Below are 13,309 nucleotides of genomic sequence, written 5' to 3'. Positions count from 1 at the left end.
TTATCTCAAGATATAATGACTTATTTATGCTTAGATTGTGTATTAAATCAATACCTGCTTCAATACTCTTTGCCAGTTACCACCCATGATGCGATCGCGATCGGATGATTTAAAGCGCGCTTTTTTCAGCGCGTCATCAATCAAGCTCATACGATCGATATTGTTCAATTCGGGGATAACCACATGTTTCGGTTCTACATCAAAACCTAATACATTTTTAGCCCGTAGACTGTGCCACCAATCTAAGTACTCTTTTACCCCTTCAGCATTGTCATTATTGAGCTTTAATAAATTTTCCTGGCCCCGTAATGAATAGTCATTAGCAATCGCTACGCTGTCTACTCCGGCAATTCTGACCACATGATCAATTTGTTTAATGTAATCGCTAATGGTTGGAGTCGGTTTATTGGTTAACCAAAAGCTCATCATAAAAATACCAAATACGCCGCCGGTGTCGGCAATGGCGCGAATAACCTCATCGGGGGAGCAACGGGCATGATTAACTATATGTCTTACCGCGCCATGGCTTTGCACTATTGGGCTTTTACTGGCTTTGGCGGTATCAAGCGCGGTTTGTGCACTGGAATGGCTAACATCAATTAACATATGGCGATGGTTAATGGCCTCAATCAGCTCGTGGCCTGCAGGAGTTAAAGGTAAATTTAACCCTGTTTTACCATTGTTATCCAATGCACCGCCAGCAAAGCGGTTACCGTAATGGTGAGTGAGCTGTAAAACCCGTAAACCCTGTTGTTTAAATTCTTCTAGTTGCTGCCAATTGGTGTCGCTGCTGTCATCTTCGACACAATCAGCGCCTTGAATTTGGAAAAATACAGCGGTACGTTCAGTGTCATATGCTCTAGCAATATCAAGGCCTGTTTGCCCCTGTAGATAAACGTTAGGGTTGGCATCGACCACAGCTTTCGCTGCTTTAATGCTTTTGATACAGGCATTATAACTGCGCTTGTAATTGGTGGTGCCGTCAGCCTGCTTGATGGCTTCAATGTCTGATATGTCGGCGATAAAGGCGCTCAACTTAGAAGCTTTAACATCGTTAATATCGTCGGGCAAAAATGATAAACCATCAATGTACAAAGGTTGTGAGCGTGCTGCCCACGCTTGTTGGCTTATAAATGGACTACATAACGCTGCTGCGCCAAGGCCTTTAAGTAATTTACGGCGGGTGAGCAAGTCATGTGACATTAACGATGTATCCTTTTAATTTTTCTCGTTTGCGTAGTGTTTAATGGCGTGTGCTAGTGCATGCAAACCATTGGTACGCGATGGGCTTAACTGTCCGTTTAGCCCTAAATTTTCGAAGTAAGCACTGACATCAAATTGCGCTATTTGGCTGCTAGTCTGCCCTTGTGTAGCCACCAGCAATAATCCAATAAGTCCTTTGACTATACGCGCATCACTGTCGGCTAGGTAAAAATGTTGGTCATTAATGTGTTGGTGGTATAGCCATGCCTGGCTTTCACAGCCTTTAACTTGTGCACTTTCAAGACGAAATTCATCCGCTAAGCTTGGCAGTTTTTTACCTAATAGCATAATTTGGCGGTATTTTTCTTGCCAATTACTGGCCTGTTCTATCAACTTAGCGCCGGTTAACAGGTCGTCAGATAAAGGCAAAAACAAAGTTGAAGCTGGTTTAGCTATGGTGTTAAGACTCATATTTGACCTTACAATAGAATCGATTTTACTTCAGTCAGTGCGCTAATAAAGCGATCAACATCTTGCTGATTGCTGTACACCCCAATTGAGGCTCGACAGCAACCTTTAATCTGCAAGCTTTGCATTAACGGCATAGCACAATGATGGCCGCCACGGATAGCCACGCCTTGCTGATCTAATAAAATGCCGACATCCTGATGGTGCTCATCAGCCAAATTAAACGCCACTGCGCCAATATTGTCATTGTCAGTCGTTACACCATATACGCTAATATCGCCCAATTGGCTTAACTGTTGCTGAAGATATTGAATTAAATGCAGTTCGTGTTGACGAATTTGTATTTTAGGTAAGTTAGATAAAAAGCTGATTGCTGCGCCTAAGCCGATCACTTCCGCTATTGCTGGAGTCCCCGCTTCTAATCTATTCGGTAACTCGCCATAGCTTGTTCCATCAAAACTGACCGTTTTGATCATTTCGCCGCCGGTTAGCATAGGTGTTAGCATTTCTAGCGCATTAAGCTTGCCATATAAAATGCCAACCCCAGTCGGACCATACATTTTATGGCCTGAAAACACATAGTAATCACAACCTATTGATTTTACATCTATGTCTAAATGGGCCACAGCTTGTGCGCCATCAATTAAGGTTAGTGCGCCGACTTTGTTAGCCTTGGCAACCATCTGGTTGACCGGATTTAGTGTGCCAAGTGCATTAGTGACATGGGATAAAGCGACTAATTTAGGCTGTTGAGCTAATAAGTTATCGTAAGCGATAAGATCAATTCGGCCATTGCTATCTAATGGAATAGGGATAACCTTTGCACCAGTACGCTGCGCTAATGCTTGCCAAGGCACTATGTTGGCATGATGCGCAGCGTCATCAACTAAAATCACATCACCTTGTTTAAACTGTTCGGTGAGTCCGTGGGCGACCATGTTGATTGATTCTGTCGTGCCGTGGGTAAAGATGATTTGTTGACTGGTGGCCGCATGAATAAAGTGCTGCACTTGCATGCGCACGTTTTCATATTTTTGGGTGGCTCTGGCCGCTAATTGATGCGCTGCACGGTGCACGTTGGCATTATTTTGCACATAGTACTCATTCATCGCATCAAGCACACATTGCGGTTTTTGACTGGTTGCCGCGGTATCTAAATAGCAAAGCGGATTATCGCCTAGCTGCATATCTAGGATCGGAAACTGGCTGCGTATGGCTTGATGATCAAATTGGCTGTCGGTCATTCACTTAACACTCATAAAAAAGGCATCAAGATCTTCAATGATATTGATGCCTATTGCAAGGTTAACCTGACTCTAAACCTAAACCTAAACCTAAATCTACACCTAAATTATGGCTTAACACTTAGTCATAGTTTAAGGACAAGGAAAACGGTAAAGCGCGGTTAATTCATTTAATCGACTATGTAGTTCATCAGACAATATGACTTTATGGCTGTCGATATTCTCTTTGAGTTGATGCAAGTTAGTCGCACCTATGATGTTGGAGGCGACAAACTGGCGAGAATTAACAAAAGCCAAAGCCATTTGAGCTGGACTTAAGCCAAACTCTCGGGCTAGATCAACATAAGCCTGGGTTGCCTGTAAAGCCATTGGTGTACTGTTATAGCGCGCAAAACGTTTGTGTATCGTTAACCTGGCGCCTGCTGGCCATTGGTCATTTTCATACTTACCGGTTAACGCGCCAAAGGCTAACGGAGAGTAGGGCAATAACGGCACGTTTTCACGTAAGCTTATTTCTGACATGCCAACTTCAAAGCTGCGGTTTAGCAAGTTATACGGATTTTGAATGCTCACAATACGGGGTAAGTCGTGCTTTTCGGCTAAGCGCAGATACTGCATAAAGCCCCAAGGGGTTTCATTGGAAATGCCGATATAACGCACTTTTCCTTGTTTTACCACTTCGGCTAGGGCTTCAAGGGTTTCTAAAATGGGGGTGTAACGCTCATCCTCATCATGGGTATAAATCATTTCACCGAAGAAGTTGGTATTTCGGTCTGGCCAGTGGACTTGGTATAAATCTATGGTATCGATTTGTAAACGTGACAAGGAGTCATCAACCGCCTGGTGAATGTTACGCCAATCTAGTGCCATTTTAGGCCGAATATAATCACCTTTTAGCCCAGGTGCAGCGACTTTTGTGGCAATTACTAATTCATCACGATTACCTTGGGCCTTTAAATAGCGACCTAAAATACGTTCGGTTTCACCTTGTGTTTCTGCCGTTGGCGGTACGGGATACATTTCCGCAGTATCAATAAAATTGATCCCTTGGCCGATGGCATAATCTAATTGTTCGAATGCTTCAGACTGATTATTCTGCTCACCCCATGTCATGGTACCTAAACAGATATTACTTACTTCTAGGCTTGAATGCCCAAGACGTCGATATTCCATATCATCCTCCTGATGGAAACCCTATACTTTAAGCTATCAAGCTTTGGGCAGATTGCAAAGGTTATTGAATCATCAGTAAATGTATTGCTTAAAAAACCAGCGCAATCTTTAATGTTTTCATTATTTGGGATTATTTAGGGAAATGAAAAGGTTAAAAATAGACATTAACACAATGATCAATAAAGGCTAATCACGAGTCGCTGTCTATTTTTAAGCCAGCGACTGCTTTATTAACCGTGGTATACGAAGTTAAAGATTTCTCAGCATAGCAATTTCACAGGCATCGTGGCCTGTTTCACCAAGGTGCTGACAAGTCTCAAATCCGAGCTTTTGGTATAACGCTAAGGCTTCAACTAATACCGCAGTGGTTTCTAAATAGACCTTGTTAAAGCCTTGTTCTTTAGCAAATTCAAACGCTAAATGAGATATTTTTTTGGCTAATCCTTTACCGCGTACTTGCGGTAAAAAGTACATTTTTTGCAGTTCACAAATATCACTGTATCCCGCTAATGGGGCAATGCCAGCGCCACCAATGATGTGGCCATCTAGCTCGATAACCCAATACTGGCTGCGTGCAGTACTGTAAACCTGGCTTAGGGTGTCTAAGGTTTTGTCAGCAACACTGAAGCCTTTATCGGGTGTTAGCCCATATTCAGCAGACACTTGACGAATAACATCTGCAATAGCGGCATTATCATCTACGGTTAATGGACGGATAATCGGAATGGTAATAGACATAATAAGTTACTCGGCAAAAAAATCAGGGTTAATAATAGGGGCCATGGCTAAAATAATCGCCTGGGTATAAATACTGCCTCGTGTGGCCAGCCCTTGGGTCAATAAGCCAATCGCACCGCCTTTTTGTTTCACATTGTGGGTATTAAACAGTCTGTCCATCACATGGCCTAACTCTTCACCCGCTTCTAAGGCGTTAAACACTTTTTGCGGTAAGGGTAATAAAGCGCTACGACCAATGCTGAGTTTATCCTGATGAATTATCGCCATATAAGCAAACGTAGCTGCGCCATGGTCAAATTTATCCACACCGCCCTCCATCGCAATATAAAAATCCGCAGGCTGATTTGCCTCAATCGCATGTTGCTGACAATATCTAGCTCGATTAATGGCACCTAATTTGGTTTCGGCGTCTGTCATTGGCTGCTCAGCCACTAATGAGGGCGCATGCATGCCTTGGCAATTAATATCAGCCTGGGGGAAATACTGGCCTATCGCATCTTTAGCGGCAGCAATTTTAACCGGATTATTTGAACCGACTAGGATAGTAATCTGTTGTTGAGTCATATGATGCTTTTTTCTTATTGTATTTTTACTGACATAACCGCCATGATAGCAGAAGTTTATACTTGATCAGAAGTTAGTGAAAAGACATATTTTTTAGTGCTTTTAACATATTGATGTTGATACTTAAATATAGTTAATCATATAAAACAAAGTCTTATGATTTTGGTGTAAGAATTGCTTATCTATGAATAATAATGACAAAAGCTAATAAGTGATGAGTTTTAGCACTTAATAACGTGATCATAATGATGGCTTCAATTAACAAGAAGCCAATGAATAAAAACAAGGAAGAATAAAATGGCCACAATGAAAACCAAAGTCGTCTTAGTGGGCGCAGCAGCGGCTTTGTTAGTAATGTATACCGACGTGTTTAATGTCTCTTACAGCATTGCCAGCGACTTTGATCAAAAACAGCAAGTGTTAATCCTGGACAGCACTGACATTCAAAAGCTCGTTGCAGAAACTGGTGCGGGTAAGTTAGTGATTAAAGGCGATGAGAATGCTAAAAATATTAAGTTAACCGCAGAAATTTTTGCCGATGATGATGCCGACGTGACCTTAGAGTTAGTTAAAGATGGCGACCAAGCAAGGCTAGTGGCTAAAGTTGAGCAAAGTTCAAACTGGATTAATGTCGACTCGCCTTATATCGATGTCACCTTAACGTTACCCCAGCATATGGTGATGGATATTATAGATGGCTCTGGTTCAATCGACATTCAAGGTATGAACGCTGATATTGCCTTAAAAGATGGCTCAGGTAGTATTACAGTAGATGGTGGCAAAGACATTATTATTGAAGATGGTTCAGGTTCACTTGATGCGAAAAATGTATTGGGTAACTTAACCATTAAAGACGGCTCTGGTTCAATCAATGTTAATAATGTTGCGGGTAACCTGACAATTAAAGATGGTTCAGGTGGCATAGATGTGGCAGATATTAAAGGCAATCTTGATGTTAATGATGGATCAGGTGGCATGGTGATTAAGCATGTTGCCGGATTAGTGAGCATTAATGATGGTTCAGGTGGTATCGATGTTGAATATGCCAAAGGGTTAACAATTCACACCGCAGGTTCTGGTGATGTGAAATATCAACATATTGATGGGCCAGTAAACTTATAGTTTTAGTGATAAGTTCGCTATCTGGTTAAGAGCCAGTAGCGAACAGTAAACGACACATGTGCAAGCTCAGCTAATCAAAGCTCAGTTAGCAAAGCTAAGCCATAAGCAATAGACGACATAAGCTTGACATGGCATGATCGATATATCATTTTTTTAAATATCAAGGCCACTCATGGCAAAGAAATTTTACGTCGTTTGGCAAGGTCATACCCCTGGCATTTATACCACCTGGGACGAAGCAAAGCGTCAGGTGGACAAGTTTCCTGGGGCTAAGTACAAATCTTTCCCTAGCGAATCAGAAGCAAAAACGGCTTTTGCCCAGTCAGCCAATAAAGTAATCTTTTCGGCTAAAAACAGCTCGGCTAAATCGGCTGCAACAAAACCTCAATCTGGCTCAACGGCCTCGCATCAACCCACTGCATTAAGTGAGTTTGACGTTGTGCTGTATACCGACGGCGGCTGTGACCCTAATCCAGGTAAAGCGGGTTCTGGCGTGGCTGTATATCGCAAAGGTGAGCTTGCTGACTTGTGGTATGGCTTATTTAACCCAAATGGCACTAACAATACCGCTGAATTAAATGCGCTACATGAAGCGATCAAAATGGCTGCTAGCGCGCTGGCTGACAACTTGACCGTGCGTATTTACAGTGACTCACAATATTCTATTAACTGTATTAGTAATTGGGCCTACGGCTGGAAAGCCAAAGGCTGGACCCGCAAAGGCAGCGAGATTGCCAATTTAGATCTGATCAAACAAGCCCATGCGCTTTATGATCAATATAAAGATCACCTTGATATTGTCCATGTGGCTGCCCATGTTGGTATAGAAGGCAATGAACTGGCCGACAGAATGTCTATCTATGCCGTAGATCAGCAACAAAAGGATTTTGTTCAGTATCCCGAGCCAATCAACCTAACGTCGATAATGGCGATGCGAGCCGGGTAATTTTAGGTACAGCTTTAAGTATCTTTATTGTGGGTTCATTAACCCGCAGTAAAGATACTCAATATTAAATTTGATCAGTGCAGGCTTCACTTGTTGCGCATATAGATACAATGCTCACATTACCGCTAGGTACTATCATTTTGGTTGTATTGCTCACCGTCAAGTCATGAAGTGATAGCTTTTCCAATAAGACTCCCCAAGATTCGAGCGACATATTCGTAAAAGTATAATTGTCGCCAAATGGATTGGTTTTTGTTAAGTCCAAATTATTATTACCCTCTTTAATTGTTGTAAATTTAAAATGGTATTGCCCATCGAAATCGACGAAATCCAGAGCCGCATAAGCTAAAGTGCCATCAGAATAGGTAAAGACTAATGATGGTGGCTTGACCGCTATTGAGGTGGTTATTTTGTTTGAAATGCCTGTAGACCATGTAGTGAGTTTTTCTTTGTAAAGCGCGGAGCTTGGTAGGCTATTATTGAAGTAATCAACTGAAAGTCCTTGGGGATAGCTATTGTCAATTAACTCAAAAGCTGATGTCACCATACTGCTAGGGATTTCGATAGCACTTTGGGTGAAAAACTTTTTAGTCTCATTATACGCTAAGGCGTAGTTGGTAAAGTCAGTTAAATCTTTTTTATCAATGCTTTGACTGGTCGTTTTGTAATGATAAACATTCTGGCAAACCGGTGATTTATCTGTAGGTATTTCTGACTTGTTGTTTTGTTCACATTCAAAAGATTTTGTTTTAGTGACTAGATATTTCTCATACAAAATATCATTTAAGTTAATGACATGCATGACAATAGTCGCATTTGATCTTGCGTTTTGTTTAGCAAAATTAACTAGTTGAGAGTGAGTTGTGCAAGTATTGCACTCAAGATATATTTCTTGTGAAGCAAGAGTTGAAACTGAGAACGTCATTACCCCTAGAAGTGGCAATAATTTTTTCATGTTTAACAAAGAGATCATCCTTAACAATACAATAGTAAACATGCTTGTTTACTTGACCTTCATGGTCAGTGTTTATGTGTTTTAACGTTCATTAAACAGCTTACTCGCCGAGGTTTTGTAAGCTGTTTTGTTGTGATTGTACAATGGCGACTTAAGTTATTTGGCCTTTTCTTCGTACATTAAATAGTGACTTTGCTCCATACCTAAAGCCTCATAGGTTTTTTGCGCCGGTTTATTTTCTTGTTCAACATACAAACGAAAACTTGCAGCGTCACCTTTTTCAGCGGCCATATCTTTTATTGCTTGATACAGTTTTGCATAAATCCCCTGACGACGGTTTTCTGGTCGAATATACACGCTTTGGATCCAGTAATACTGGCAAGCGCGCCAGTCGCTCCATTCAAATGTCACCATTAATGAGCCGACAATAACGTCATCAATTTCAGCCACTAAATAGAAACCACGTTCAGGATTGGCGAGTAATCCGTTTACGCCACGGGTAAGTGTTGCATTGTCTAATTGCAGGTTTTCAGTTTCCATTGCCATCGCCTGGTTAAAATTAACCAGTGCGGTAAGGTCTGCTAATTGGCCTTTTCTTATTTTCATTTTTTCTCTCAATTTGGCGGTTGATTACGGTCAATTTAATTTAGGGTCCATTAGCATCCTACTATAAATGACCTATCCACTTATAGTCATGGCGTTAATAACCCGTGGTGTTACCAATACAATATGTGTTTACAACATATATTGTATTTTGCAAGTTAGCTCAGCGGTTAATCGGTATTTGTAACAACCTGTGATGGGTAAAGCGATCAAACTCGAATAATCTAATTCATATCAAGGCTTATTCGCCATTAATGTAAAACAAATAAGCCATCGAATTGACAGTTGAAAAGTGGCATTTAAACTTGCACTGCTCAGTCATATCTTATTGCACCATGATATAACCCTCACATTCAAACACGCAGTGCTGATTTACCTTGAATTGAGTAAACACTTATTTACGACACTCCACTAATGGATAATTGAAATTAGCCCGCCAATCCAGTAATGTGACGCCACGAAAGATAGTAGACCTATGTCACAAATTGTTTAAATAGATGGAGATGATTATGAAAGTTGCCGTACTTGGTGCTGCTGGTGGTATTGGCCAGGCCTTAGCTTTATTGTTAAAAACTCAACTGCCTGCTGGCTCAAAGTTGTCTCTATATGACATCGCTCCTGTTACTCCTGGTGTTGCGGTTGACTTAAGTCACATCCCAACAGATGTAGAAGTAAAAGGTTTTGCTGGTCAAGATCCAACGGATGCATTAGTTGATGCTGACGTCGTATTAATGTCTGCTGGTGTTGCGCGTAAGCCTGGTATGGATCGTTCAGATCTATTCAACATCAACGCAGGTATCGTGCGTAACCTAATGGAAAAAGTGGCAGTAACTTGTCCTAAAGCATTAGTGGGTATTATTACTAACCCAGTTAACACGACTGTAGCGATTGCTGCTGAAGTATTAAAAAATGCCGGTGTTTACGACAAAAACCGTTTATTCGGTATCACTACACTTGACGTTATCCGTAGCGAAACCTTTATTGCTGAACTTAAAGGCTTAAACGTTGCTGATGTTAAAGTTAACGTGATCGGCGGCCACAGCGGTGTGACTATTCTTCCACTACTTTCTCAAATTGAAGGCGTGACTTTCACTGATGAAGAAGTTGCAGCAATGACTACTCGCATTCAAAACGCAGGTACTGAAGTTGTTGAAGCTAAAGCCGGTGGCGGTAGCGCAACATTATCAATGGGCCAAGCAGCATGTCGCTTTGGTTTATCATTAGTACGTGGTCTTCAAGGCGAAGCGAACGTTGTTGAATGTGCCTATGTTGATGGTGGCAGCGAACACGCTGAGTTCTTCGCTCAACCTATCCTTTTAGGTAAAAACGGCGTAGAAAAAGTGCTTCCTTACGGTGATGTAAGTGCATTTGAAGCTAACGCACGTGATTCAATGTTAGATACATTAAAAGCTGACATTAAACTAGGTGTTGAATTCGTTAAGTAATTCAACTCTCTAATAAAAAACGCGAAGCTATGCTTCGCATTTTTTTATGGCTGTAATTTATATCTCTATAACCAACCCTGCATTACCATTGAATGTCATTGCCAGCCCAATCAATAAAACTGGCTTGGCCGTCTAGGGTAATATTTGACTGTATGTTGTAAAGCTGCTGCGCCACAAACTCAGGAGTAAATAATTTACCTTCGGCCACATTGTGCTGAAAAGGTTTTGATAATGGTGTGTCTGTGGTGCCAGGATGAAAGGCTATCAATTTGACGTGCTTGAGCCGCCTAGCAAACTCGACGGCAGTGGTTTTTATCAACATGTTTAATGCCGCTTTACTGGTGCGATAGCTATACCAACCGCCAAGGCGGTTATCACTTATGCTGCCGACTCTGGCGCTTAAAATACTGATCACAACTCGACTTCGCTGCTTTGATAACAGCTTTACCAAACCTTGCAGCCAAAGAAGGGGCGTGATGGTATTCATCTGTATTAAAGCGAGTAAATTGACTTCATTGATATCCTCTATCTTTTTTTCAGGTTGTATCGCCCCCTGATGCAGTACCCCATTACAGATTAATATTCTGCTAACACTGCCGTTGCTTGCGGTAATTTGAGGAATGATCTGTTGATTCATCAGTTGCTCAATATCCTGCTGTAAATTACTGCATTGGTAATGTTGCCATGATGACTGCTGTTGATCTTGTGTGATTAGACTGTGTATATCGGCACTGTGTAGATAGTCATCTCGGCTAATGGTGATCAAATTAATCGGCTGCGGGTGATTATCGGCTTGGTTTTGCTTAAGACATTGAGTAGCAAAGGCATGGCCAATAGCCGAATTTGCACCAATAATAATCACAAATTCAGCAGTGCTATTAGCAACAGTACTTTCAGCAGCAGTACTTTCAGTAACAGTGCTAACAGCAGCAGTATTGTTAGCAACAGTATTAGAGGAGTTGTTAGGGTTAGCGTTATTATGCACTGATCATATCCACCGTTAAATTGAAGGTTTTCTAAGGCCTTTGAGGTTAATTATCAGCACTGATTGCTGTAAATCTGATGACTTCAAATCTGATGACTTCAAATCTGATGACTTCAAATCTGATTACTTTAAATTGTTCTTAGGTAAGCCACATTGACCATTATTACACCGCTGCTTACCGGTAAGCAGGTACGAGATTTTGTAGCGATTTTTAGCAAAAAACAGATACGCTTGGTCCGCGACCGGTTTAATAAAAGGTTTTCTAAGCCACTGAACCCAAAAGTGCTTACCGGTAATTCCCCATGCCTTTGCCGTAACATCTAGCCCCAGCAGCAGTTGTCCGTCTTTAGTTAAGCCGTGCAGTATAATGTTAGCTTTTTCGATATCAATTTGTGGAAAACGCTCATGTAAATCAGCACTGTATAAGTCCTCTAAATGAATCTCGTCGTGCTTATCATGCCGTTTAAGTTGACGCATTTCATTGGCACACAGTGGGCAGGTGCTGTCGTAAAATATGGTCAATTCCATGGTGTTTTCCTTATGTCATTACAATCAATCGAACCTGGGTATCAAGGTTAATCATTGCCATTATCTTGTAGAATGGCGGTCTAAAAACGATGTTAACGTTACAGTAGCGCGTAGATGAAGAATTATACGATTAAATAAGCTAATTAGATCCTCATTGTTTTTAAATTGACTTAATGTCCCACTTAGTTAAATGTTAACATTAATTAATATTATGTTTTGAAGGACCAAGCACAATGAATGTTCGTCAGATGTTCTGTTCGTTCTCCTCCTCGATCATGCTGATTAGCTTGATGGTTGCTCCGCCTAGCATTGCTAGTGATAGTAATGAGATTGCAGTTGATGCTAATGCTAATGCTCAACCCTTTGCCCGCCCCGTTAAAGTCATACAGCTTGATATTGGCAAAGGCTTTCGTGAGCGGTTATTACCCGGTGAGGTCCGCGCGGCAGATAAAGCCTCGTTGTCATTTAGAGTCGCAGGACAAATAGCCGATATTTATGTGCGCCCGGGCGATCATGTTAAAGCGGGTGACTTACTGGCCAAGCTAGACAGTGATTTATACCAACAACAGTACGAAGTGGCTAAAGCGCAATACGAACTGGCCAAAGTGCTATTTGAACGTTCCAGTAGTTTAGTGGAACAAGGTGTGGTGTCCCGTAACGATTTTGACCAATCTAAAAGTGATTTCACCATTGCCAGAGCAGCGCTTGATAAAGCCGAAACTGATCTGGCTTATACCCAACTAAAAGCGCCCTATGATGGCATGATTTCAAAGCGTGATCGCAAACAGTTTGAATTTGTGCAAGCACAAGAATCGATTATGGGCATTCGCACTGAATCATTTATCGACATTAGTTTTCAATTGCCCGAGCAATTTATTGGCGCAATTCAAGCTAATCGAGTCAATGAAGGCCCAGTAGAAAATATCGATGTTAAATTTGACAGCCGTGATGCCTGGTATAAAGCCAGACTGAAAGAGCTCAGTACCGTAGCGGATACTAGTACTGGCAGTTATACCATTATTCTCACCTTGAAAATGCCAACCGAATTAAATGTATTACCCGGAATGGCTGCATCAGTCAGGGTTAAGCTGCCTTACCGAGGTGCTAGCAGTAATCCTGTTATTGCCGCGGGCGCGAGAGTTGAAGAAAATGGTCAAACCTATGTTTTTCGTTGGTTACCTGAACAACTAAAAGTCGAAAAAGTAGCGGTGACATTAAATGATAATCAACTTGAATCAGGATTAGAGGACGGTGACTGGTTAGTGGTCGCGGGCGCTAGTGAGTTAACCGACGGTGAAAGTACGGTTCGCTGGGTCAAGGAAAGAGGGCTGTAAT

General features: G+C 41.6%; 14 protein-coding genes. 4 read left to right on the top strand and 10 right to left on the bottom strand.

The features are described from left to right. Positions 1-42: 42 nt before the first annotated feature. The 6 genes from ACRWP9_RS17745 to yjjX form a co-directional block, all read right to left on the bottom strand. The gene (locus ACRWP9_RS17745; protein ID WP_434927083.1) at positions 43-1,203 is read right to left on the bottom strand and encodes a membrane dipeptidase; all 1,161 of its coding nucleotides are present in this window, start codon (positions 1,201-1,203) and stop codon (positions 43-45) included. Positions 1,204-1,218: 15 nt separating this feature from the next. After that, positions 1,219-1,674, bottom strand: coding sequence for a SufE family protein (locus tag ACRWP9_RS17740; protein ID WP_226413489.1), 456 nt, complete (start codon positions 1,672-1,674; stop codon positions 1,219-1,221). Between the two features lie 8 nt (positions 1,675-1,682). Then, positions 1,683-2,915 (bottom strand): aminotransferase class V-fold PLP-dependent enzyme, encoded by a 1,233-nt coding sequence (locus ACRWP9_RS17735; protein WP_434927082.1) that lies wholly within the window; start codon positions 2,913-2,915, stop codon positions 1,683-1,685. Between the two features lie 132 nt (positions 2,916-3,047). Next, entirely contained in the window at positions 3,048-4,088 is a 1,041-nt protein-coding gene (locus tag ACRWP9_RS17730) for an NADP(H)-dependent aldo-keto reductase (protein WP_434927081.1), read from the bottom strand. A gap of 249 nt (positions 4,089-4,337) precedes the next feature. After that, positions 4,338-4,826, bottom strand: a complete 489-nt coding sequence (locus ACRWP9_RS17725; RefSeq protein ID WP_434927080.1) for a GNAT family N-acetyltransferase — start codon at positions 4,824-4,826, stop codon at positions 4,338-4,340. 6 nt (positions 4,827-4,832) lie between these two features. Continuing rightward, on the bottom strand, positions 4,833-5,390 hold the full coding sequence (yjjX, locus tag ACRWP9_RS17720; protein ID WP_434927079.1) for an inosine/xanthosine triphosphatase: 558 nt from the start codon (positions 5,388-5,390) through the stop codon (positions 4,833-4,835). A 297-nt stretch (positions 5,391-5,687) separates the two neighbouring features. Between yjjX and ACRWP9_RS17715 the strand changes: the two genes are divergently transcribed. Then, positions 5,688-6,512, top strand: coding sequence for a hypothetical protein (locus ACRWP9_RS17715; RefSeq protein ID WP_434927078.1), 825 nt, complete (start codon positions 5,688-5,690; stop codon positions 6,510-6,512). 172 nt (positions 6,513-6,684) lie between these two features. Next, positions 6,685-7,458 (top strand): ribonuclease H1 domain-containing protein, encoded by a 774-nt coding sequence (locus ACRWP9_RS17710; RefSeq protein ID WP_434927077.1) that lies wholly within the window; start codon positions 6,685-6,687, stop codon positions 7,456-7,458. 64 nt (positions 7,459-7,522) lie between these two features. Here ACRWP9_RS17710 and ACRWP9_RS17705 read toward each other — a convergent pair whose 3' ends face one another. Together ACRWP9_RS17705 and ACRWP9_RS17700 are read right to left on the bottom strand one after the other, a co-directional pair. Further along, positions 7,523-8,422 carry a hypothetical protein gene (locus ACRWP9_RS17705; protein WP_434927076.1) on the bottom strand — a complete coding sequence of 300 codons (900 nt, stop codon included), beginning with the start codon at positions 8,420-8,422 and terminating at the stop codon, positions 7,523-7,525. A gap of 147 nt (positions 8,423-8,569) precedes the next feature. After that, positions 8,570-9,019 (bottom strand): GNAT family N-acetyltransferase, encoded by a 450-nt coding sequence (locus ACRWP9_RS17700; protein WP_226413503.1) that lies wholly within the window; start codon positions 9,017-9,019, stop codon positions 8,570-8,572. 506 nt (positions 9,020-9,525) lie between these two features. Between ACRWP9_RS17700 and mdh the strand changes: the two genes are divergently transcribed. Next, positions 9,526-10,461, top strand: a complete 936-nt coding sequence (gene mdh, locus ACRWP9_RS17695; protein WP_434927075.1) for a malate dehydrogenase — start codon at positions 9,526-9,528, stop codon at positions 10,459-10,461. Positions 10,462-10,543: 82 nt separating this feature from the next. Here the strand turns inward: mdh and ACRWP9_RS17690 are convergent, their stop codons facing one another. Both ACRWP9_RS17690 and ACRWP9_RS17685 read right to left on the bottom strand, forming a co-directional pair. Beyond that, positions 10,544-11,446 (bottom strand): SDR family NAD(P)-dependent oxidoreductase, encoded by a 903-nt coding sequence (locus tag ACRWP9_RS17690; RefSeq protein ID WP_434927074.1) that lies wholly within the window; start codon positions 11,444-11,446, stop codon positions 10,544-10,546. Between the two features lie 123 nt (positions 11,447-11,569). Beyond that, complete coding sequence (locus tag ACRWP9_RS17685) at positions 11,570-11,974, bottom strand: thiol-disulfide oxidoreductase DCC family protein (protein ID WP_434927073.1); 405 nt, start codon at positions 11,972-11,974, stop codon at positions 11,570-11,572. A gap of 233 nt (positions 11,975-12,207) precedes the next feature. Here ACRWP9_RS17685 and ACRWP9_RS17680 point away from each other — a divergent pair, with 233 nt between their 5' ends. Next, positions 12,208-13,308: an efflux RND transporter periplasmic adaptor subunit gene (locus tag ACRWP9_RS17680; RefSeq protein ID WP_434927072.1), complete on the top strand. Its 1,101-nt coding sequence runs from the start codon at positions 12,208-12,210 to the stop codon at positions 13,306-13,308. Position 13,309 lies beyond the last annotated feature (1 nt).

The sequence above is a fragment of the Shewanella sp. HL-SH2 genome (assembly GCF_051164935.1).
GTDB classification, from domain to species: Bacteria; Pseudomonadota; Gammaproteobacteria; order Enterobacterales; family Shewanellaceae; genus Shewanella; species Shewanella glacialimarina.
The sequence above is the reverse complement of the archived record's forward strand: the minus strand, read 5'-3'. Positions and strand labels throughout refer to the sequence as shown.